Raw genomic sequence first — 23,047 nt, 5'->3', positions numbered from 1 at the left:
AGGTTAAGGTTAAGGTTAAGGTTAAGGTTAAGGTTAAGGTTAAGGTTAAGGTTAAGGTTAAGGTTAAGGTTAAGGTTAAGGTTAAGGTTAAGGTTGAGAAAAGCTTTCAGGCTAACAAGCGTGTAAAAACGAGGTTGTTCAAAAATAGCCAGATCGTAGCACCCGCAGAAAGCCCCACGGATGCGTAGCTGCGCTACGCCGCACACGGCGGCTTTCGAGGACGGCGGCGAGATGGCTGTTTTTCAACAACCGCCTGGCTTAACCTGTTCAAGCCAGGGATCGAGCATGACAAGCGCCCGTTCCGCAAGCTTCTGACGTCGCTCCTTCTTCTTGATCTTCCCCTGGAGTTCGGGGAAAAGTCCGTAGTTCACATTCATCGGCTGGAAGTGACGGTGGTCCGTCTCACCCGTAATGTGACGAACAAGAGCCCCAAGCGCTGTTTCGCTTGGCGGGACGACCGGACCCTCCCCGCGCGTGAGAGCAACCGCGTTTATCCCTGCAAGAAAGCCGCTTGCAGCAGATTCCACGTATCCTTCCACACCGGTGATCTGTCCCGCAAAGATGATGCGGGGCTCCCTCTTCAGCTGCCCCGTGGGGTGGAGCAGATGGGGAGCGTTGATGAACGTGTTGCGGTGCATCGAGCCGAGGCGCACGAACTCAGCCTGCTCCAGCCCCGGAATCATCCGGAATATCCGGCGCTGCTCCGGCCACGTCAGTTTGGTCTGAAACCCTACCAGGTTGTACATTGTTGCATCGCGGTTTTCCTGCCGCAGTTGCACCACCGCGTGCGGTTCCCCACCGGTACGCGGATCTGTGAGCCCCACCGGCTTCATCGGCCCGAAGCGGAGAGTCTCCCTCCCCCGCTCCGCCATTTCCTCCACGGGCATGCATCCTTCGAAATGTACCACCTTCTCGAAAGAGCGGGCCACGACTTTCTCCGCCGCCAGAAGTTCGTCGATGAACCTGTTGTACTGTTCCTCATCCAGAGGACAGTTGAGGTAGTCATCGCCATCCCCCTTCCCGTAACGGGACGCGCTGAAGACTGTTGAACGGTCGATGGACTCCGCGGTTACGATGGGAGCGATGGCGTCATAGAAATAGAGATACTCTCCCGTCAGCTTCCCGATGCTCTCCGCAAGCAGATCGCTGGTAAGGGGCCCGGAAGCGACAATGACCGGGCCCTCTTCGGGAATCGAAGCCGCCTCCTCATGGATCAGCTCGATAAGCGGTTCCGACTCTATGCGGCTGGTGATGTAGCGGGAGAACTCCTCGCGGTCCACAGCCAGCGCTCCCCCTGCGGGAACCCTGGTTGCGTCGGCAGCCTCAATAAACAGGGAACCCGCCCGGCGAAGCTCCTCCTTGAGTAGCCCGACGGCGTTGTCCAGGGAGGCTCCGCGAAGGGAGTTGGAACAGACGAGTTCGGAGAGGCCGGGGGAATGGTGGGCCGGGGAGAAACGTATGGGCTTCATCTCTATGAGGCGGACAGGGACACCCCGCCTCGCCGCCTGCCACGCGGCCTCGCACCCCGCAAGCCCCCCGCCGATAATGGTAAGTTTCATTTCAGCACCCCCCTGACAAGGGCATGTTCTTCCCCTCCCGCATCATCGGCAAGACCCAGCAGGCCCTGTACAAGATACAGGGGGCGGTTCTTCGTTTCGTTGAACATGCGGCCGATGTACTCCCCCATGATGCCGAGGGTTATGAGTTGGACCCCGCTGAAAAAAAGGATCGTCACCATGATCGAGGCGTAGCCGGGAACGTCGATGCCGAGAATGAGAGTCCGGACAACGAGGAAAAAGGCATAAAGAAACGCAAAGATTGCCGTTACGACGCCGAAATAGGTGGCGAACTGCAAAGGCCCGATGCTGAACGAGGTGATACCCTCGATGGCGAAGTTCCACAGTTTCCAGTAGTTCCACTTCGTTGTTCCCGCAAAGCGCGGCTCACGCCGGTAGCGGATGCTCACCTGCCTGAAGCCGACCCAGCTGAAAAGTCCCTTCATGAACCGATGCCGTTCCCGAAGCCGCTTCAACGCATCCACCGAACGCCGGTTCATGAGCCGGAAGTCTCCCGTATCCTCGGGGATACTGATCCGCGTTATCCGCCCGATGAGCCGGTAGAAGGCTTTGGCGGTAACCTTCTTTATGAAGCCTTCCCCCTCCCGCATGGTACGGGTCGCATAGACGACGTCGGCCCCTTCCCGCCATCTCCTGACCATTTCCGGGATCAGTTCCGGCGGGTCCTGGAGGTCGGCATCCATCACGACGACAGCCTCCCCGCCGGCAAAATCTATCCCTGCGGTCATGGCTATTTCCTTCCCGAAGTTACGGCTGAGGTCGATGAGCTTCACCCGCGGGTCGGCTTCATGGAGGCTTCGAACCTTTTCCACCGTTCCGTCGGTGCTGCCGTCGTTGACGAAAATAATTTCGAAGTCCTCTGTCACACCGGCGAGAATGGGTGCGGTGCGTCGATGGAATTCATCGACCACATGGTCTTCGTTGTAGCACGGGACCACTACGGAGATGATCGGCTGCCTGCATGTATTCATGACATTCCTACTCATCGTTTCCTTAGCAGAGCGAGGTAACTCGCCCCATATGGCAGAGGGCAAACCTTCAGGAGTAACCTTTCCAGGGCAAACAGTCTGAAAAGCAAGCCGTTGAGCGGTGCCGGAAGCGGACGCAGGTCGCTCTCCCCCTCCTTTCGCTCCCCTCCCCGCCCCAGCAGCCGGACAGCGGCCATAATGGGAAACAGTATGAAGTTGAAGGAGGAGAAGCGCAACTCCTCGACGGGCAGCCCCTGCCAGAGAGCACGCAAGCCGGCAGCCGAGTATCGGCGGATGTGACCGAGAACCAGATCGTGGTGGCTCCAGAGAAACCGGTGGGCCGGAACGGTCAGCAGAAGTATGCCTCCAGGTTTCAGGCAGCTGACGATGTCATGAAGAAATGCGACATCATCTTCCACGTGCTCCAGCACGTCCGCAAGAAGGACTGCGTCTATCTGATCCCAGCGCCCCTTCAGCCGGTCCCGGAAATCGCCCAGAAACACGGGCGCTTCGAGGCGTTCAGAAGCATATTTCACGGCCTCTGGGGCAAGATCGACCCCAAGGACGCTATAATGCCTCTCCAGAACTCTGAGGTTGCCGCCGGTGCCGCACCCGATCTCGGCCAGGCACATGCCGGCGCCCGGGGGAAGAAAACGCTTGAGCTCGCTGAAGATTATTTCGCGACGGGCGCAAAACCACCAGTGGGAATCCTCTATTTCGGCGTGGAGCGTGAACTGGGAAATGTCCATGGTGGAAAGGATGCCTTCAATGCTGGCGGCAGACGCTCTCGGCGTCCCGCTCCGGCCCGGTTCCCCTCTGAAACACGAATCGGGACAGCAGGAGAAACGAAACCGCCGCCATCGGTATGGCCACCAGAAATCCCGCCAGGTACATGCTCATACCCAGGCCGGCACATACTCGCAGCGCAGCGACGTTCAACAGGTAGGTCGACAGGTAGACCCCGAGAAAGCGGAACAAAAGCCCGTTGGCACCGTTCTGGAACACGAGTGTACCGATCGTCTTGAAGTTGAACAGTGCCCCCATCACGGCCGCTAAAAAGACCGCAAGGGCATAGTGAAGGCCGAGGAAGATGAAAAAGGCGAACACCAGGTAACTGAAACCGGTGTTCAGCATCCCGACGAGGATGAACTTGATGAATCTGCCATTAAGGAGCCGGGCCATCATTTCAGAAATCACTCTTCATGCAGCGGTGACATCCGTTCCCGGTCGCTCACGCCACGCTTCCGACGCAGCGGCATCGTCCCGCGGTACGGTCTGAGCCGGAGAGACGAATCCGACCTTCTCCTCGACTATGTAGAGGGGCCGGTGCTTCGTCTCACGATATATTCGGCCGATATATTCACCCAGAACTCCGATGGAGATCAGCTGAACCCCGCCCAGAAAAAGGACCACGACGAGCAGCGACGTCCACCCCTGTATAACCGACTCCGGGTTCACGAACTTGCTGACGATGATGTAAAGCATGGCCAGGAAAGCGACGACCGTAGTGATGGTACCGAGCTTGCTGGAGATCCGCAGCGGTCTGTCGGAAAAGCTGGTGATTCCGTCGAGGGCGAACTTCAGCATTTTCTTCAGATTGAATTTTGTCTCGCCTGCATAGCGGCTGTCCCGCTCGTATGGAAGCGCGTACTGGGAAAATCCGATCCAGCTTATCAGTCCGCGGATATAGCGGTTCTCCTCCCGTATCGAGTTGAGGGCTTCCACCACCACCCGGTCCATCAGCCTGAAGTCGCCGCTGTCCAGCGGGAGCTTTACGTCGCTCATTCTGCTGATCAGGCGGTAGAAGAGGCGCGCCGTGAGAAGCTTGAAAGCGGTTTCCCCCTTCCGGACGCTTCTCACCCCGTACACCACCTTGTATCCTTCACGCCACTTCTCCACCATTCCGGCGATGACCTCGGGAGGGTCCTGCAGATCCCCATCGATGACCACGACGGCATCTCCGGATGCGTGCTCGATACCGGCCGTGATGGCGACCTGGTGACCGAAATTCCTGGAGAAGTTGATGATACGGACATTCTTGTCGCTCCGGCTGATCTCCTTGAGAAGAAGTGGGGAGCGGTCGGTGCTCCCGTCATTCACGAAAATCAGCTCGTGGCGCAGATCGCTCTCGAGACCGACAAGCACGCTTTTCATCCGGCTGTAGAATTCGGGAATTGTATCTTCTTCGAAGTAGATCGGGACGACCACCGACAACAACGGATAGGAAACCGCCATAAATGTGCCCTTTACCTGATTGAATGCTTCTCTATCGAATTATCCGGCCCGAAGAGCCGCGAGCGTAACTCCACAACCCCTGGAGCAGTCCCGCCGTATAGTAAACGTCCTGAAGCGGGACAAAAGCAAGAAAAAAAAGAACTTCCGTTCCTTTCAGCGGTACTGCGTTCAGGTGCCTGCGGAACAGAAAAGCCTTGAGCAGTGCGACTGCAAAGAGAGGAAAACACCACAGCCAGACCGGCACTCCCATAAACGCCCCTGCAATAAGGATCAGCAAGGCGACCGTCCCCGCGAGGTGGCTTGCGCGCAGGATCAGCCGGGACTGCCGGTTCGACCCGGAACTGCGCCCCGCCGAGCTGGCAAGTGCAGTCCTGTCGGAAAGCAGGATGTACGGCTGGGTTCGGCCGAAAAGGTGGGTATGTTTCAGCAGCTTCCAGATGGAGTTCTGTTCCCCAGACACAGAGAGATGATAGGGGAGATGCGGCGCCTGATAGATTTCGTAGCCATTCTGCCTCATGCGGAGCGCCAGTATCTGATCTTCTCCCGAAGACCGCAGCGTCGTATCCCACAGGCCCGCCTTCCTGACCGCCTCCACCCGGAAAATGTCGCAGCGCCCCTCGGCAAAACCGACGGGGACCAGTGCCTCTTCTGATTGCGAAGGAAGAATGTCCATTAGGTTGCAGATCATGTTCAGCTTTTCGGCCGTGGATATCTTCGCTGCCGCCGGAATCGCCGGCTGCCCCGTAATGGCGCCGGCCTTCGGATGTGCCTCCATGAGAAGAAGCATCCGGGCCGCGTAGTCATCCCGCCCGAACAGCACGTCAAGATGGCATGTGAGACCATAGGGAGTCCGTATCAGATTGAAGACCTTGTTGAGAGTGGATGACAGCCCGAGGTTTCGCTCATTGGGAATGATTCGGTAATTGCAGGGGGCTCCCGCCGCTTGGAGAGCCGCATGGAGACGGGGCAATGTACCATCCCCGGAGCAATCGTCCATAAATACGACATCCAGCCACTCGAGCTGCTCGGAGTAACCCGGATGGCGCTGCCTCAGTGCAGCATCCACCAGCGCATCCACCTGCTCCTCCGCATTGTAGAGCAGAAAAATCAGCGTCAGTTTCGCTGCGTCAGAAGTCATTACGCACCGCTCCGGCACGGGTGCCTGTCTTTCTGGCCAGCAACATCATTGCTCCGTTGCTTTTCTTCACCTCGTAGAAGGTGGAAAGGACCACCGGAATTTCCGCGTCGAAATACTCGAAAGAGCGGGGTTCGAAGAAAACCTTGGTTGAACCGTTCCTGATCAGGAACTTCAGAAGGTTTACGTAGTCGGAGCGGTAGAAAAGATCCTGCAGGCCCGGGTTGAAGGCCGCAGCGGTCCCGGAAAGGCCATGATACAACCCCTGATAATAATCCTTCACGAAAATCAGGACCTTCTCCCCCGGCATGGTATTCTCTCGGACAAAATTCGCATTGCGCAGGATCTCATGCTGCTCCGGCAGGTTTGCGGCTCTGTTCTCTTTTTCGAAAAAGAGTTTAGAGATCCTGCCCGAATCGTAAAGAAGCTGAAAGAGTGATCCGCTGATAATAAACAGGATCAGTGCCGCCGGCAGATAGGCGGTAACTTCCCGTCTCGCTATCCTCAGCAGTGTGTCGGCATAGATGCCCATGAGAATGAAGGTGTAAATGCAGGAATGCATCAGATTCCAGTTATGGCTTCGCCCCTGGTAGTAGGAAAACATTCCTGTTCCCAGAACCGCCACCAGGAAGATCAGTGCATGGCGGGAGGAGCAGGTTCCGGTCGTGACCGCGACGATTGACCAGAGGAGGCCGATCACGTAAACGAGCGCAATCAGATTCCAGGGGTGCAGCAGGGGCATGGCAAGCATTCCGCCACCGGCACCCGAGAAGATCTTTATCATGTTGAACATGTCGAAGATCTGTGGATACTGGCCGTACAGGAGCTTGACAGCAAGAGAGTAAACCGAGAAGGAGACCGCCAGGGCGAAGGCCGCACGGACGATATGCAGCAAGATGGGTAATGCGGCCTTCCTTATCGCATTCTGCAGGAATTCGGTGTAGCAGAGAAAAAGAAAGTAGGCAAAGATGGTTATGCTTCCGAATTCAGGGTTCCACAGCACCCCGAACGAAAGGGCAAAGAGGGAGAACCAGTAGAGGACTCTCCCTCTGTTTTTCAGATACGCGGTCGCGAGAACCAGAGCAAGAACAGGAGGAATCAAACGTATCGGCTGCGATGCAAAGATTGCATCGAAGTTGGTGACCAACTTGAAATGAAGATGCGCGTAATACACGATCGAACAGAAGCACATGAAGAGTATGTAGATGTTCTGTATGCATGTACGCAGAATAAAGAATATGCCCAGATAGCAGAGCACATTAAGAAGAGCCATCAGGCCCGAGAAGACAGCTATGTTCAACCCGGTGATCTTGAACACCGGCACCAGGAAATGAGGATACAGTCCGTAGGTATTGGTGAAGTTGTCAATGAGCATGGGAATGCCGTGATAGACCTGCACCATCGAATAATACACGGCGTTGAAATCATATTTGTTTTCGTAGGTATAGGGAAACTTGAACACATTTATCGAGAAGATGACTATCAGTAGAAGAGCGCAGCAGAGATAGATGAACAGGCGGGTAATGTTCCCCCCGGCTTTCAAGGAACCAGAGTTCATTCGGTCGTTGTAAAACAGAAGAAGCGCAGTCACTGGAAAGATTGCTGCCAGGTACAGATAAAAGTGTTCATACAGAAATGAGCCGGCCAGAAAGAACTGAAGGTTCGTGGCAGATATTATGTCGTGGCTGTTCTGCGGGTCCTCGAAGAACGGATTTGGTGCGGCGAGCCCTGCGTACCCGAGCCATACGATGAACGACAGCGATGCCCCAAGGGCAGCATAGTAGACATAATCCAGTTTTTGTCCGGTCAGCCGCGCTATGACTCGCCCGAAGAAGAGATGAAGCAACACCAGCGCACCGGGAACAGTGGCCAAGGCACTCAGGAAAAGGGCTCGCTCCTTCGGCTCGGGGCGGAAAGCTGCCAAAGGCCTCACCGACAAGTCCTTAACCCGGTCAAGCGCAGCATTGATGTCGGGAGCATATAGAGCATCCATACACGCGGCTACACCTCCGAAAAGAAGCAGCGCTCCGAAGATAACCATTGTCCAGCGGACATACTGGGTCCTGAAGTTCGAATCCTCCTTCGGGAGAAGCATCTGTTCCTGGCCGGCAATATGATTGGTATCAGGGAGGGTTTTCACTGGTAACCTGTTCTACTGGGGCAATTTCCTGAACACGAAGACCGTCATGTTGAGGTAGAAAATCCTGCTGACCCAGTGAGCGCCGATAGGCCAGCGGAAGGTTTTTATCAAAGAGACGGCAGTGCCGGCAGTGACTTCACGTAGCAGAGCCTCATCCACGAAAGTTCGATGGGTGGGGTCTCTGGTAAATCCTTTTTCTCCTGGAACTATCGCCAGGAAAATTCCCGAAGGAGCCAGTTTTCGCGCAAGGATGGAGAAGAACGCCCCTATGGCGGGTTTGTCCAGGTGCTCGAGAACGTTGTCCGAGATCGCGGCTTCAACGCCTGCATCGGGAACGGTATCCAGCCGGCAAAGGTCGTCCAGCTCCACGGCGAAACCCTGCGACCGGGCCGTGGCCACGAAACTGCCGTTCGAATCTATCCCCCGTGCGGAAATGGAGCGTTTCCGGCAGAACGTCAGGAACTCGCCGTTGCCGAACCCGAAGTCCCAGATTTCCCGGAGAGCGCCGAGTTCGCGGAGATAGCGGGGATAGACAACCAGTTCAAGGTACTGCTGCCGGCCGGGCAGGAACTTTTTCTGAAGATATTCCTGATATTCTCTGTCTTCGGTTTTCATGCCGTTTCCCGTATCATCCCCCTGTCCGGCGCGTGAAGATTGCAGCGTATCGGATGATGGTATCCATGCGGTACTCCTTCATCAAAAGGTCCGACAGCTCCACCAGCCCCGGCAATTTCGCCCACTCCTTCTGCATTACGATGACTTTCGGCTTTTTGGCCTTCAGCATCCGGATCATCTCGTTGACGGCGGCCTCCGTATCAGGCAGGGAGGCGGGAATTGTGCTTGAGATGTACGGTGTCGGTATGGGTCGGTCTGCGAGAAAATAGAGTTCCGGCTCGAAACCCCACTGGAAAATGTAGTCTCCGGGGGCAGTGTTCTTCTTCAGGTAATCGGCTACCTTCACGGAATCCGCAAAAACGGGACCATACTTCAGGATGGATACATCCTCAGGTGGAAGAACGAAATATAGCCGGTAGTCCTTCACCGCATAGTATAGAAAGGCCGCTGACAGCGGGACCGCGAGTATGAGGGAAATCCTCCTGTTCCCGAGGACCTTCGCCAGCCCTATCCCCCCCAGCAGCGAAAGAAAGGGCATCAGCTGAATGAAGTAGTGGGGGAAATTCTTTCCGGGCATGATCACCCCCAGCCAGGAGGCGACTAGGAGCAATGCTGCCATGACAAGGCTTATGGATTCCCTTCGAATAAGCAGCCAGACTGCAGTCGGCACGGCCAGCAGCACCGGCAGGAGGAACTCGTGGGACAGGTACCGGATCATTTCCGGAAGTTCCGGCCCGACAACACCGCCCCCCTTGGAATAGAAGAGTGGAAGGGTGATGTTGTACATTACGAAGTCGTCCCACGCACCGTTCAGGTAGAAGTAGGCAAGTGTGGCAAGGCCGACCAGGATGCAGGGGGAAAGGAAGAGAACCGGATTGAGAATCCTCCCCTTGAAGCCCTCCTCCTTCTTCCCGACAAAAATCGAGCAGACGAGAAGCAGAAGGAGATAGGGGAGTGCAACGGTTTTGATGAGCATGGCCAGGGCCATGCAGAAACCGCTGGCCACAAGGAGCACCGGGCGCTGCCGGTGTGCTGCGGCAGCAAAGAAGCAGGCGCTCAGCATCAGCGGAAGGACCATGAAGACCTCGCTGTTGCTGCTGCTCCCCTGCAGCAGGGGCGCACCCGAATAGAGGGCGAAAATTGCAGCCGCAGCGAGGGCTGCCGCTCGACCCGAGAGATATCTTGCCAGCCAGTAAACGGCTCCGAGGGTAAGGACGGAATAGAGGGCGGTAAATATTCTGATGGACTCTACGGTCTTGCCGAAAACGGCGATAGCGAAGGCATAGATGTAAAAAACTCCGGGGGGCTTCATGTCGATGGCGTCGCGGTACGGGATCCCCCCGCGAAGGATCTCTCTGCCGATCACGGAGTAGAACCCCTCGTCACGTTCGAAAGGCTCATGGAGGAAACAGAGACGTAATCCGACAAGAAGAAATGCGATGAGGATAAAAAGGAACAGCTCGACCCGGAAAAAATCCCGCGACTCAGCCGCGCAGGCTGTTTTCATGCAACTCTCCACCGCATTGATTCATCATGATGGCTTCAAAGACAGCTTCAGATGGATTTATATCCACATTCTTCCTTCGGACACTTGAGGAACTCTCCCTGCTTCTTGTAGACCTTCTTCACGAGGAGCGGGAACCCGCATTTGGGGCAGGGGCCCTGGACCGGCAGGTCCCACAGGGCGAACTTGCAGTCGGGATAGCGGTTGCAGGAGTAGAACATCTTGCCGTAGCGCGATTTCTTCTCGGTAAGTTCTCCCTGGGCGCATTCGGGGCAGGTTATCCCCGTCCCCTTCGGCTTCACGAGAGGCTGAATATTCTTGCATTCGGGGTATCCGGAGCAGGCAAGGTACTTGCCATAGCGCCCGTCCTTAATCAGCATGGGCTTTCCGCATTTGCCGCAAGCCTCCTCGGACAGGACCGGCTCCGCCACTTCCCCCTTCTCCCCCTGATCGAGGTTCCGGGTGTAGGTGCATCCTTCCTTGTAGCCGGAGCAGGCAATGAACCTGCCGCGCTTGCCGAGCTTAACCACCAGCTTATTTCCGCAGTTAGGGCACGTCTCGTCGGTAGCCTCGGTGGTTAGCTCCGACTTGCTGACCTCTCCCTCCTTCTGCTTCAGCAGGTTGCTGAACGGCCCCCAGAACTCCTGGAGCAGCGGCTTCCACCTTTTGTCCCCACGGGAGACATGGTCGAGCTCCTCCTCCAGATGCGCGGTAAAGTTGTAATCGACATATTGGGTGAAATGCTTCGTAAGAAGATCGTTCACCACCATCCCCACGTCTTCGGGGATGAACCGCTTCTTGTCGAGCCGGGCGTACTTGCGCTCCACCAGCGTGTTCATGATGCTGGCGTAGGTTGACGGCCTGCCGATGCCGTATTCTTCCAGCGTCTTCACGAGGGTCGCCTCTGTGTACCGTGGCGGCGGCTGAGTGAAGTGCTGCTCCGGTTTCAGCTCTACAAGCCTCAGAGCATCTCCCTCCGACAGCGGCGGCAGGACTCCTTCCTTCTCCTCGCTCTCGTCGTCCACACCTTCGATATACAGCTTCATGAAGCCTGGGAAGCGGATTACCGTACCGGCAGCGCGGAGCCTGAAGCCTGGCGCAGCCAGAATATCCACCGATGTCTGGTCCAAGAGGGCCTCCGCCATCTGGCACGCCACCGTCCTTTTCCAGATCAGCTCGTAAAGCTTGAACTGTTCGGCGGAGAGGTATTTCTTAACCTCAGCGGGTGTCTTCCCGATGGAGGTGGGGCGGATCGCCTCGTGAGCTTCCTGGGCGTTCTTAGCGCGGTTCTTGAAGAATCGGGGTTTCGGCAGGGTATATTCCTTGCCGTAAAGAGCCTGAATAACCTCTTTCGCTTCCGAAAGCGCCTGATTGGAAAGAACGACGCTGTCGGTACGCATATAGGTTATGAGGCCGACGGACCCCTCACCCACATCGATTCCCTCGTAAAGCTTCTGGGCTATGGACATCGTCTTCTTGGCGGAGAACCCGAGCTTTCGCGCCGCTTCCTGCTGTAAAGTGGATGTAGTGAATGGAGGAGAGGGGGACCGCTTCCGCTCGCTTTTGGTGACCTTCTCGACTACGTAGTTACCGCGGGACAGAATATCGGTCAGGCCGTCGGCCGCAGCCTTGTCAGGGATGTCGAACTTGCCGAGCTTCTTTCCGTCGGCTTCCACAAGTCGGGCCGTGACGGTCTGCTTCTGCCCGTTCTCAAGCAGCACGTCGACACTCCAGTACTCCTGCTCCCTGAATGCCTGAATCTCCTTCTCCCGCTCGCAGATCAGACGCAGGGCGACCGACTGGACCCGTCCAGCCGAAAGGCCGTAACGGATCTTCTTCCAGAGAAAGGGGGAGAGATTGAAACCGACCAGGTAGTCGAGGACGGAACGAGCCTGCTGCGCATCAACCAGTTGCAGGGAAATATCCCGCGGATTTCTGATGGCGTCGGTGATGGCGTCGCGGGTTATTTCGTGGAACACCACCCGCCGTACCGGAATCTCCGGCTTCTTTTTCCCATCGAAACCCAGGGCCGCCAGGAGATGCCACGATATGGCTTCCCCTTCACGGTCGGGGTCTGTCGCCAGCAGCAGGGCATCTGCGTCCTTAAGCTCACGTTTTATTGCATCGATATGCTTCTTGCTCTCCGGGAGCACAGCATACTTCGGCTCGAAGTCGTGTTCTATGTCCACCGAGCCCTGCTTGCTCGGCAGCGCCCTGACATGACCGTACGAGGCGAGAACACGGTAGTCCTTGCCGAGGAATTTTTCTATCGTTTTCGCCTTGGCAGGCGATTCGACAATAACAAGATTGTTAGGCATATTTCTCCACGATCAGGCTCTCGACCAGTAACGGTGGCATCACCCTCGTGATGCGCTCCGCAACGCAGCGTAAGCTCCCGGGCGGTATTCCGCCCCTCCGGAGCGGTCAGTTTCCTACTCTACCGCAAATCGGAGAAGGCGCAACCGGGGGACCATCTCAGATGACGGCAAAATGCTTGCCGGGGAGCTGGGTTATGACCCCCCTCAGCTCCAGGCGCAGTAAAATAGCGGAAAGTTCCCCCACTGTCAATCCGCTCGTGGCTATGATCTCGTCCATCTGCAGAGGCCCTCCCGCAAGAAGTGCGCAAAGCGCCTCTTCTTCGGGGGCCAGAGGAGATGCCTCCGACCTTTTCCCGCAGCTTGCCAGGGGAAAGGAGAGCTCGTCCAGAATGTCCTCGACACACTCCACCAGTTTTGCTCCCTGCTTTATCAGCCGGTTCGTGCCGCGGCTCCCGGCCATGGTGATGTTTCCAGGAATCGCGAACACCTCCCGCCCCTGCTCCAGAGCATATTCGGCCGTTATGAGGGAACCGCTCTTTTCGGCAGCCTCAACCACCAGGACGCCACGCGACAGCCCGCTTATGATCCGGTTGCGGCGAGGGAAGTTCTCCGCCAGGGGAGACGTCCCGAGAGGAAACTCGGACACGAGGGCGCCCCGCTCGGCCATCTCGCCGAATAGCCTGCGGTTCTCGGGCGGGTACATGACATCGATGCCGGACCCGAGAACTCCAACCGTCTTCCCCCCTGCCGCCAGCGCACCCTGATGCGCTGCGGTATCGATGCCCCTAGCCATGCCAGATATCACCGTAACGCCTTGCCCCGCAAGCTCCTCCGCCAGCCGGCGCGTTGCGGTGACGCCATACGTAGAGGCACGTCGCGAGCCGACTACGGCTACGGCCGGGTCGATATCGTTCAGTGCTCCCTTGACGTACAGAAAGGGTGGATAGTCCGGCAACTCACGGAGCACCGGGGGATACTCGGGAGAATTCATATCGACGAGTCTGCAGCCGCACAGCTCCATCCGCCTGCACTCCCGCTCCGCATCCCTGCGGTAGTCATGACCCCTTATCGCCTGGGCGAGCTGCGGGCCTACCCCCCGCACCAGGGCCAGCTCTTCAGCAGGTGCGTTCAAAGCACGTTCAGGAGTTCCGAAATGTTCCAGCAGACGGCGAAACGTCACGTTTCCCACCTGTGGTACCGATTTGAGTGCGAACCAGTAATAGTGATCCATCGGCTGCTTCCGCTGCAGTACAAGGGTTATCTGCCCATACAAAAAGGACCGGCTATACCGGTCCTTTTAGAAACTCCCTACTTCGCTTTTCGAATCTCCACCCTGTCGCCGCGATACACGGTATCAATGCTTTTGACTATGAGAACCGTAGAGGTATTCGCCCCCACCTCCACAGCCACCACAGCCCCCACCACATCGAGCGGGAGCTTCTCCACCGGCATCTCGACAAGCTTCTGGTCGGGAACCACCTCCCGAACGACGTAGAGCATGTTCCCTACAGCGAGCCCCTGGTTCCTTCCCAGATCCAGGTAGGCTATATCTCCAGCTGCCAGGGCTGCATTTCCGCTTCGCGTCTCGACTATATAACCGGCCAGGTCGTGCTCCGGCTGCCTGAGGGGGATCTCCCGCCTTCGTTCCTCGTGCGGTGTCAGAAAAGAACCGGGGCCGATCTCCATGTAGGACTTGGTGATGAGCGCCTTCGACACCTTCTCCTCCGTCTCGGATAGCTGAAGAGTGCCTAGGGGAATGACTTTGTAACCAAGAATGACGTTGGTCACCGGATGGCTGATCGGATCGAGCCTCTTGAATATGGAAAACCTGTCTCCGACTCCGGCGCCATGGGCCTTGCCGATATCCACATACACAATATCGTCTTCCCCGACGATCTGCCTGTTTTGATATGTGGATACGATGAAGCCGGCCGGCCTGAAGCCGTTCTCCATGAGAAATCCTTCGCCGCCGCTCACCATATAGGTTTTTTCAGGTGCGGTATCCTCGACATGGGGCTTGGGTACCGGTGGAGAAGGAACCGGTCGCGGCGCCGGCACGGCGGGCTGAGCGGGCTCTATTTCCACCCGATCCGGAAAGACTCTCAGTCTCTGCCCTGGGAAGATGAAGTGCGGGTTCCCGATCCTTTCGTTCCTCGCCCAGAGGTCCGGCCAGAACCGGGGGTCCTGGAGAAATCTGTCGGAAAGCCCCCAGAGGGTATCCCCCTTCTGGATCACGTAGACGGAGGGTTCTTCCTCGGCGGCAAGGGAGTAGCTGCTGCCGGCGGCGAGGGCCGGAAGCACGAAGAGAAGAGCGGAGAGGATACTTTTCATGGTGCACCTCGAATATCACGCTAAAGAAAGATACGTTTCAACCAGGCCTGTAGTCCTTGCGGCTGCAGAAAAAGACCGGGAAATACGGATCGTCTTATTTTCGGCACATGAACGTATAACTTTAACCGTAGCGGAAGCGCCTACCGCTTTCCGAGCCGCTCCCGGGCCTTGGCTGCAGCCTGGCTCTTCGGGTAACGCTCCACAAGCCCCAGAAGCGTCTCCCGGGCCCTGACCGGCTCGTTCAGGTTGATCTGGGTAAGCCCCAGCTTCAGCATGGCATCGGGAACCTTGTTTCCCTTCGGATACTCGGCGATCACGCGGCGGAACGATTCGAGCGCCGAACGAAAATCTTTCTGCGTATAGAAGCATTCACCGATCCAGTATCGGGCATTACCAGCATATTCGCTTTCCGGGTGTGTGCCGATGAAGGCCTCAAAGGCTTCGATCGCCTTCTGATACTCGTTGGCACTGTAAAGGCCGAAGGCCTTCATGTAGAGGTCCTGGATCTTTGAAGCGCTATCCGGCGGTGCCGCTTCGCCGTTGATTACTTCGATCCTGGAGGGGGGGAGTGCCGTAGAGGACGGCTGTTGCGTCTCCAGGGGCTTCTGTCGCACTACATCGACAGCACTCTTCATTTCTGAAAGTAGCGGCTTCACTTCCTGCAGATCGGCACTGTTCTGCCTCACCTGAGCCTGAACATCCTTCAGCTCCCCCGACATTTCGGCAAGCCGTGCGTCGGCAGAAGCATAACGCTGTATGAGCTGCTCCATTCGTGCTTCGATTTCCGTCTGCCGCTTGACCATGAGGTCGTTGGCACCGCAGCCGGAAATGCACAGCATTGCGGAACAGGCACATACCAACACCCGAATCCTCATATTCCCTCCTCAGTCGCAAATTTCACAGAGCTTTAATGGCAATACCCGGTTTTGTCAAGGACAAAGGAGGAAGTTTCCCCTGATCGAGCTTCTCTTTCAGGATTCTTTTGTATATGTTGTGTGGTAGGATTCGGTTTATTTTTCTTAAAAAAGAGAGGTCAGATGAAAAAGCCGGAACTCCTGGCCCCGGCCGGGAACCTGGAGAAACTCCGTATCGCCGTTCACTACGGCGCAGATGCGGTCTATCTGGGTGGAAAATCGTTCGGCCTGCGAAACCTGGCGGACAACTTCACACTGGACGAAATGGCGCGGGCAGCCGACTTCGCCCACGCACGGGGAGTCAAGGTCTACGTGACCGTGAACGCTTTCCCCGACAACAGTGAAATCGATTCCCTGTACCGTTACCTGGAAGAGCTCGATGCCCTGCCGCTGGACGGCCTGATCGTTGCGGACCCCGGCGTCTTCTCGATGGTGACCGAAGTATCTCCCTCCAAGCCCGTCCACCTCTCCACCCAGGCGAATACCACCAACTGGAAGAGCGCCCGTTTCTGGCAGGAGCGCGGTGTAAAACGGATCAATCTTGCGCGTGAGACAACTCTGGAAGGCATTCGGGAAACACGTGAGCGGGTAGAGGCCGAACTCGAGGTTTTCGTTCACGGCGCCATGTGCATCTCCTATTCCGGCCGTTGCCTGCTGTCGAGCGTCATGTCAGACAGACCGGCCAACAAGGGAGAGTGCGCCCACCCCTGCCGCTGGAGTTACTCCCTTGTGGAGGAGACGCGGCCGGGAGAATATTTCCCTGTTATGGAGGATGCCAACGGCACGTTCATTTTCAACTCCAAGGACTTGTGCCTGATCCAGTTCCTTCCCGAACTCGTTGGAAGCGGCGTCGACTCCCTGAAGATCGAGGGCCGGATGAAGGGAATCCACTATGTGGCATCGGTGGTACGGGTATATCGGGAAGCCATCGACCGGTTCTTCGACGACCCGCAGAACTACCGGTTCCGTCCCGAGTGGCTCGAAGAGCTCTGCAAGATAAGCCACCGGGGATACACCACCGGATTCTTCCTCGGCCCCCCCCGGAACCTGGACCATGAATATCACTCGCGCTATCTCCGAAGCCACCAGTTGGCCGGAGTCGTCGAAGAAGAAGATAGTGATGGAACTTTCGTCGTCGCCGTCAGGAACCGTCTCGCCCCCGGGGACGATATCGAGGTGGTCGCCCCCGGTATGAAAGGCTCGAACTTCACTCTCGAATCCTTCCAAAACCTTGACGGCTCGCCGGCATCCGTCGCTCATCCCAACCAGCTGATCCGGATGGAACTTCCACCAGGCACCCGCCCCCTGGACATCCTGCGCCGGAAGGTCAGATGAACCTCCGGCCGGCTCAGAGGAAGATATGAAAAGGGCATGCGCGCTCATAGCCAACCGCGGCGCCGGGACCTTTTCGGAGGCGAGACTCAGGCAGCTCGATCTCCGGCTCCGCGAAGGGGGGGTGCAGACGCAGATTTTCCTTGGCGAGCATTTTTCCGAAATGACCTCCCTTGCGCGTGAATTTGCCAGCACCGAGGAGGCACCTCTCGTCATCGCCGCCGGCGGCGACGGGACCGTCAATGCCGTCCTGAACGGACTCGCCGGCAGCAGGGCGACAGCCGCCCTTCTCCCCCTGGGAACCGCCAACGTGCTGGCTCTCGAACTGGGTTTGAAGAATGCGGAAGCCGCTGTCTCCCGGATTGTCGCCGGGAGTTCCCGGTCTTTCACAGCAGGAACCTTGAGGTGCGGCGATCGCACCAGGCGCTTTTTCCTCATGGCTGGAATCGGTGTCGACGGAGCTGTTGTCCAGAAGGTTTCTCTTAAGGTAAAGAAGGTTTTCGGGAAGGGAGCATACGCGGTTGCTGCGCTGCGCCATGCGTGGGAGTGGGAAACGGAGGAACTGACGGTAACTACGCCGGAACAGACTTTTTCCTGCCATTCCCTGCTCCTCTGCAACACGGCGCGATACGGCGGTCCCGCAATTCTGGCACCAGAAGCGAGCATATTTACACCCACCCTGGAACTGATCGGCCTGCGTTCCATGTCCCGAGGTGCGTACCTGCGGTTCCTGGCGACCGTACTGCGTGGAGGCGTGCCAAGCAGCGCCGATATCGTGCGGCTGAGAACTGAAAAGGTACGGATTAACGGATGCAAACCCATTCAGGCCGATGGGGACCCTTTCGGCATTTCTCCGGTTGAAATCGAAACGGAGAAGGATTATTTATCCATAATAGTTTGATCATTTGACAAGCGAACCAGGCGGCGGCCCTATGGAGAAACCTGTCATAGCCCTGAAAGTCGACGTCGACACCTATGCCGGAACCCGTGACGGCGTGCCGCGGCTTCTCGACATCCTGAAGGAGGCTGGGGTCCGCGCCACATTCTACTTCTCCATGGGCCCCGACAACTCCGGCAAAGCCATACGCCGCGTTTTCACGCGCAAGGGCTTTCTCCGCAAGATGCTCAGAGGCAGAGCCCCCTCCGCCTTCGGCCTGCCAACCATGCTCTACGGAACTCTTCTCCCTCCACCGATGATCGGCTCGTCATTCCCGTATATCCTGAAGAGTGTTGAGCATATGGGGCATGAAGTAGGAATCCACTGCTGGGATCATGTGAAATGGCACGACCTGCTCCCCTGGATGCCGAAGAAGACCGTAGCCATGGAGATCGGCAGGGCGTGCGCTCGCTTCGAGGACATCTTCGGGCGCCGGACACGCACCACCGCCGCGCCAGGCTGGACCATAACGGCTGACTCCCTGGAAATCCAGGACGCCCTCTTCCTCTCATACAGCAGTGACGCCCGTGGCACATCACCTTTCTACCCTGTTTTGGGAGGCCGGCGTTTTACAACTCTCCAGATTCCCACGACGCTCCCGGTCATGGACGAAATCCTTGGCGAGAACGGTATCACGGCCGAAAACATCAACGACTACTACCTCTCCCTCCTCTCCCCCGGACTTAACGTCCACACAATCCAGGCTGAACGGGAAGGAAAGGCAATGGCCTGGCTCTTCGCCGACCTGATCGGACGGCTGAAGGACTCAGGAGCGACTTTCATAACCCTCGAAGAGGCCGCAGACGAATTCGGCAGGAATGCGCCCGATGCTCCTCTCTCCATGGGTGAGATGCCTGGCGTGATCGGAAACGTTGCGATTCAGGGGCTTGACGTCCCCCCTCCGGAGCTTTTCCCGTAAACTTTTTTTACCAGCGTCAAAAAACTTTACGTTCCAAACTCATCAATAAAATTCGATGGTTTATCCAAACACCCCCTCATTGACGTAAACTTTTTTTACATCGCCCCGCACAATTCTAACCGACCGGCTCCTATGTCCCCGATTAATAAGCTTTTTGTAGCATTATTGTGGCTGGCATGTTTCCTGAAATCGGAGACACCTCATCAGTTCAGGCAGCCAACGCATGAAAACAGGGGATCGGAAAGGAGCAACATGATCAGGGAAAGGAACTACAGCATTACGAACAAGTGCCTCAACAGAATCAAGACGTCCGGCCTGGACCAGATGCTTAAGGTAAGGCTGGAATGCAACTTCATACGACTGAAGCGGCACATCCTTTCAACACACATGAATCTCGTTCCCGAAGACCTCGCACTGATCGAACAACTCTCGGAACAGATAGTTCAGACAGCGGACAAAGGGGCCGTTGTAGAACGTCTGGAGCAAAAAATCCGGGAAGTCATCGGATCAGCCGATTTTTGATCCCTGTGCATTTGACAACCCACAAAAAGTTCCTCCTTGAAGAAGAGTCTGCAGAATGGACAAAAGAAACGCAATTTGCTAACGTTCTTACCCGTTTGCATTTGAGTAAAAGGAACCGTTAGATGGGACTCCCCCTTCTCCCACTCACATCATCGCCCAGCTTCCGTACCAAGATTTTCGGCATGGCCGCCGTCATCATCGTCACCATTTCCTGCGCATTCACCATTTTTTTCATAACTCACGGCAGAAATGAGCAGAAAACGGAAATGGGGCGGCAGGGCGAACTGCTTGCGGCATTGCTCGCGACCTCCCTTAGGCTGCCTGTTTTTGCCGCGGATACGGCTGCCATAGGCGAAACCGCTGAGGGAGTGATAGCGACACAGCGGGATGTCACGTCGATTGCAGTCTACAGCAGCTCCGGCGACCTCCTCATTTCCAGATCCAAATCCGGAACAGGCCCCCTCCCCCCCAAAAAGATCGATATCCCCCCAGCTGAAGGTGAGACACCTCTGAGAGTGGAGCACCCGGATGTCATCGAGGTCATTGCACCTATCCAGGCGCTCAGAACGGGGCCGAGTGCCGGGATGCTCTTTTACGGCGACGGCAACGAAACCCCGGCCCTTCTGGGCTCAGTACGGCTGGAGCTCGACAAGAGCGCCCTGGAAGAGCGGCTGCAGCGCCTCATCTGGCTCGCCGGGCTCTGCATGACGGCCTTCCTGCTTCTCGGCGCCGGCAGCGCCTACCTCATCGCACGTCAAATGACACAACCGCTCACGTCTCTGATGGAGGGAGTGAACATACTCGGCAGCGGAGTCTACCAGCGCATTGCACCACGGGGCGAGGACGAGATCGGCCGGCTGGCCCACGCTTTCAATGGAATGGTTGAGAACCTGGAGCGACGGGACAGGGAAAAGCGGCAACTTGAGGAACAGCTTCGCCTTGCCCAGCAGATGAAAGCGAAAGAGGAGTGGGAACGCACGTTCGACACTGTGCCCGACCTGATCGCGATTCTGGATCGGGAGCAGCGGATAGTTCGCATTAACAGGGCAATGGCCGAGCACCTGGGGGTAGGAAAAGATGAAGCGGCCGGGCGCCACTGCAGCGAACTGTGCCCCGGATGCAGCAGCGTGTACCAGGAGTATGAACGGCAGACTTCCAAATCAGCGGTTCAGACGGAAATGCGCGACGAAGAGAGAGACCGCTGGTACTGGGTCACCCTTACTCCACTTTCCGGAAACAGCCGGGATATGACGGAGCTGGTCTATGTGGCGCGGGATATTTCGGTACGCAAGAAAGCGGAAGCGGAAAAACGGGCGATGCAGGCAAAGCTGATCCAGACCAACAAAATGGCCTCCCTCGGACTCCTCGTTTCAGGAATGGCCCACGAAGTCAACAACCCCAACAGCAACATCATCTTTACGGCACACCTGGTCGCAAAGGCGTGGCAAGACGCCGGCGCGGTGCTGGACCGTTACTATGAGGAGGAGGGGGACTTCCGCATCGGCGGACACTACTACTCACAGATCCGCGAGACCCTCCCCCAGCATATTGCCGGAATAACCGACAACGCACGCCGGATCGAAGGGATCATCAAGAACCTGAAGGACTTCGTACGCAAGGGAAAAGCGGACCTGGGCAGCGAGGTAGACATAAACAGCGCCATCTCCGTAGCTGCATCACTGATCGGCAACCAGATCAAGCGGCATACGGATGCATTCACACTGCGACTGACAGACCACCTCCCCCGCGTGAAGGGAAACCCGCAGCAGCTTGAGCAGGTCTTCATCAATCTCATATTGAACGCAGTGCAGGCCCTGCCGGGAAAAAAAGCGGGTGTTACGGTCGCCACCTCGCTGGACGCCGGTAACGAACGCATCAGGGTCACCATCGCCGACGAAGGCTGCGGAATGCATCCAGACGTAAAGGCCAACATCTTCGAACCCTTCTTCTCCACTAAACTGGATTATGGCGGCACCGGTCTCGGCCTCGCCATCTCCAAATCAATCCTCGACGAGCACGGCGCTTCCATCGAGATCGACTCCGAGCCCGGAAAAGGAACGGTAGTCTCAATACTGCTCCCGGTGAGTCATCAGAAAAAAAAGCCTGAGGCTTCAGAAATGAAAGGACCTGCATGAACATCTCCTACACCGGCGGCAGCATTCTTCTGGTGGACGACGAACCGGAAATCCTGGAACTGACGAAGATGACGCTGTCAGGAGAAGGGATAGGCGACGTAACGACCACCACAGACAGCAGGGATGTCCTCCACCTGCTGGAGAAGGAACGGGTTTCGGTCATCGTCCTCGACTTGATGATGCCGAAGCTTTCCGGGACGGAACTCCTGACTACCCTTGTCGGAACGCATCCCCACATTCCCGTTATCGTCATGACCGCCATGGATGAGGTCGAAACCGCGGTGGAGTGTCTAAAGACGGGGGCATTCGACTACCTGGTAAAGCCGGTTGACCCTAACCGGCTCATCTCCGTCGTGGAGAAAGCTCTCCGGCTAAGCTCTCTCGAAACTGAACTCTCCAGCCTGAAGGAGTGCCTTCTCGCCGACCGGCTCGACAACACCCAGGCCTTCCGGAACATCATCACATGCAATAAAAAGATGCGTGCGGTTTTCCAGTATGCGGAGGTAATCAGCCGAAGCCGGCAGCCGATTCTCATCACCGGCGAAACCGGCGTCGGCAAAGACCTCATTGCCGCAGCTGTGCATGAATTGAGCGGCATGCCCGGCGAGTTCGTGACTGTGAATGTCGCAGGGCTTGACGATTTCACTTTTTCCGACACCCTCTTCGGCCACAAAAAGGGAGCGTACACGGGTGCGGACCGGTCACGGGACGGGTTGATCCAGAAAGCCGCGGCAGGCACCCTCTTCCTTGACGAAATCGGAGACCTGAATCCCTCGTCACAGGTTAAACTGCTACGCCTCCTGCAGAGCCACGAATACTACCCCCTCGGCTCGGACACCCTCAAGTCCACCGATGCGCGTATCATCGTAGCCACAAACCAGGACCTGACCCGGCTCATCGCAGAGGGTAAGTTTCGCAAGGATCTCTACTACCGGCTGTGCGCTTACCAGTTGCACGTGCCGCCGCTCCGCGAGCGCACCGATGACATTCCACTGCTCCTCGGGCATTTCGTGGAACAGGCAGCTGTCTCGTTGCGGCGGAAACAGCCCCTGCTTGCTCCGGGGCTGGCCGAAGAGCTGGCCAGTTGCGAGTTTCCCGGCAACGTTCGGGAACTGCAGGCCCTCGTATATGACGCCGTTGCCAGAGACGCCACAGGAACGCTTACCGCCGACAGCTTCCCTTGCATTCGCAGCCATATCGAGGTAAAGCCTCTGAAAGCCGCCACTCCCCAGGAAGCTTCCGAGATGCTGCGCCGCCTGTTCGGCAGGTTTCCAACGATAGAAGAGGTGGCTGAGTGCATGATCGAAGCAGCCATGAGCATTGCCGGGGAACGGCGCAATATAGCCGCCGGGATGCTCGGAATCACACGGCAGGCTCTCCACCGGCGTCTCAGAAACAGGGGCGTTCCCCTTTCCCGCAGGTCGCATGGGGAGCAATAATCCGTAGAAACACTGCAGGAGCGGGG

At 57.1% G+C, this 23,047-nt stretch carries 20 protein-coding genes; 7 read left to right on the top strand and 13 right to left on the bottom strand.

Annotated elements, in window-relative coordinates; genetic code table 11:
* Positions 1-188: hypothetical protein (locus CFB04_RS18165; protein WP_197692536.1), on the top strand; the 188-nt coding region annotated here is incomplete at its 5' end.
* Between the two features lie 54 nt (positions 189-242).
* Here the strand turns inward: CFB04_RS18165 and trmFO are convergent.
* From trmFO to ybgF, 13 genes are all read right to left on the bottom strand, one after another.
* Positions 243-1,559, bottom strand: a complete 1,317-nt coding sequence (gene trmFO, locus CFB04_RS17725; RefSeq protein WP_088536640.1) for a methylenetetrahydrofolate--tRNA-(uracil(54)-C(5))-methyltransferase (FADH(2)-oxidizing) TrmFO — start codon at positions 1,557-1,559, stop codon at positions 243-245.
* Positions 1,556-2,548, bottom strand: a complete 993-nt coding sequence (locus CFB04_RS17720; RefSeq protein ID WP_197692534.1) for a glycosyltransferase family 2 protein — start codon at positions 2,546-2,548, stop codon at positions 1,556-1,558. Before CFB04_RS17720 ends, trmFO begins: the two co-directional genes overlap by 4 nt.
* An 11-nt stretch (positions 2,549-2,559) precedes the next feature.
* A complete protein-coding gene (locus CFB04_RS17715) occupies positions 2,560-3,294 on the bottom strand; it encodes a bifunctional 2-polyprenyl-6-hydroxyphenol methylase/3-demethylubiquinol 3-O-methyltransferase UbiG (protein WP_088536638.1) in 735 nt (244 codons plus the stop codon).
* 16 nt (positions 3,295-3,310) lie between these two features.
* Positions 3,311-3,730 (bottom strand): GtrA family protein, encoded by a 420-nt coding sequence (locus tag CFB04_RS17710; RefSeq protein WP_088536637.1) that lies wholly within the window; start codon positions 3,728-3,730, stop codon positions 3,311-3,313.
* A 15-nt stretch (positions 3,731-3,745) separates the two neighbouring features.
* Entirely contained in the window at positions 3,746-4,780 is a 1,035-nt protein-coding gene (locus CFB04_RS17705) for a glycosyltransferase family 2 protein (protein ID WP_088536636.1), read from the bottom strand.
* Between the two features lie 31 nt (positions 4,781-4,811).
* Positions 4,812-5,918 carry a glycosyltransferase family 2 protein gene (locus CFB04_RS17700; RefSeq protein ID WP_088536635.1) on the bottom strand — a complete coding sequence of 369 codons (1,107 nt, stop codon included), beginning with the start codon at positions 5,916-5,918 and terminating at the stop codon, positions 4,812-4,814.
* A complete protein-coding gene (locus CFB04_RS17695) occupies positions 5,908-8,055 on the bottom strand; it encodes a hypothetical protein (RefSeq protein WP_088536634.1) in 2,148 nt (715 codons plus the stop codon). Before CFB04_RS17695 ends, CFB04_RS17700 begins: the two co-directional genes overlap by 11 nt.
* A 12-nt stretch (positions 8,056-8,067) precedes the next feature.
* The gene (locus CFB04_RS17690) at positions 8,068-8,670 is read right to left on the bottom strand and encodes a bifunctional 2-polyprenyl-6-hydroxyphenol methylase/3-demethylubiquinol 3-O-methyltransferase UbiG (RefSeq protein ID WP_088536633.1); all 603 of its coding nucleotides are present in this window, start codon (positions 8,668-8,670) and stop codon (positions 8,068-8,070) included.
* Between the two features lie 13 nt (positions 8,671-8,683).
* A complete protein-coding gene (locus CFB04_RS17685) occupies positions 8,684-10,177 on the bottom strand; it encodes a glycosyltransferase family 39 protein (RefSeq protein WP_088536632.1) in 1,494 nt (497 codons plus the stop codon).
* A 47-nt stretch (positions 10,178-10,224) separates the two neighbouring features.
* Entirely contained in the window at positions 10,225-12,492 is a 2,268-nt protein-coding gene (topA, locus tag CFB04_RS17680) for a type I DNA topoisomerase (protein WP_088536631.1), read from the bottom strand.
* Between the two features lie 157 nt (positions 12,493-12,649).
* The gene (dprA, locus tag CFB04_RS17675; protein WP_088536905.1) at positions 12,650-13,723 is read right to left on the bottom strand and encodes a DNA-processing protein DprA; all 1,074 of its coding nucleotides are present in this window, start codon (positions 13,721-13,723) and stop codon (positions 12,650-12,652) included.
* 77 nt (positions 13,724-13,800) lie between these two features.
* Positions 13,801-14,823, bottom strand: a complete 1,023-nt coding sequence (locus tag CFB04_RS17670; RefSeq protein WP_088536630.1) for a LysM peptidoglycan-binding domain-containing protein — start codon at positions 14,821-14,823, stop codon at positions 13,801-13,803.
* 140 nt (positions 14,824-14,963) lie between these two features.
* Positions 14,964-15,698 (bottom strand): tol-pal system protein YbgF, encoded by a 735-nt coding sequence (gene ybgF, locus CFB04_RS17665; RefSeq protein WP_088536629.1) that lies wholly within the window; start codon positions 15,696-15,698, stop codon positions 14,964-14,966.
* A 162-nt stretch (positions 15,699-15,860) separates the two neighbouring features.
* Between ybgF and CFB04_RS17660 the strand changes: the two genes are divergently transcribed.
* The 6 genes from CFB04_RS17660 (at position 15,861) to CFB04_RS17635 (ending at position 23,021) form a co-directional block, all read left to right on the top strand.
* Positions 15,861-17,072 carry a U32 family peptidase gene (locus tag CFB04_RS17660; protein WP_088536628.1) on the top strand — a complete coding sequence of 404 codons (1,212 nt, stop codon included), beginning with the start codon at positions 15,861-15,863 and terminating at the stop codon, positions 17,070-17,072.
* Positions 17,073-17,097: 25 nt separating this feature from the next.
* Positions 17,098-17,970, top strand: coding sequence for a diacylglycerol kinase family protein (locus CFB04_RS17655; RefSeq protein WP_088536627.1), 873 nt, complete (start codon positions 17,098-17,100; stop codon positions 17,968-17,970).
* Between the two features lie 31 nt (positions 17,971-18,001).
* Positions 18,002-18,925, top strand: coding sequence for a polysaccharide deacetylase family protein (locus CFB04_RS17650; RefSeq protein ID WP_088536626.1), 924 nt, complete (start codon positions 18,002-18,004; stop codon positions 18,923-18,925).
* Positions 18,926-19,177: 252 nt separating this feature from the next.
* Positions 19,178-19,447 carry a hypothetical protein gene (locus CFB04_RS17645; protein WP_088536625.1) on the top strand — a complete coding sequence of 90 codons (270 nt, stop codon included), beginning with the start codon at positions 19,178-19,180 and terminating at the stop codon, positions 19,445-19,447.
* A gap of 122 nt (positions 19,448-19,569) precedes the next feature.
* Complete coding sequence (locus tag CFB04_RS17640) at positions 19,570-21,582, top strand: PAS domain-containing sensor histidine kinase (RefSeq protein WP_088536624.1); 2,013 nt, start codon at positions 19,570-19,572, stop codon at positions 21,580-21,582.
* Positions 21,579-23,021: a sigma-54 dependent transcriptional regulator gene (locus CFB04_RS17635; RefSeq protein ID WP_088536623.1), complete on the top strand. Its 1,443-nt coding sequence runs from the start codon at positions 21,579-21,581 to the stop codon at positions 23,019-23,021. Before CFB04_RS17640 ends, CFB04_RS17635 begins: the two co-directional genes overlap by 4 nt.
* Positions 23,022-23,047 lie beyond the last annotated feature (26 nt).

Source organism: Geobacter sp. DSM 9736 (assembly GCF_900187405.1).
Taxonomy (GTDB): Bacteria; Desulfobacterota; Desulfuromonadia; order Geobacterales; family Geobacteraceae; genus DSM-9736.
Note: the sequence above shows the minus strand (reverse complement) of the source record. Positions and strands in the feature narration are given on the sequence as shown.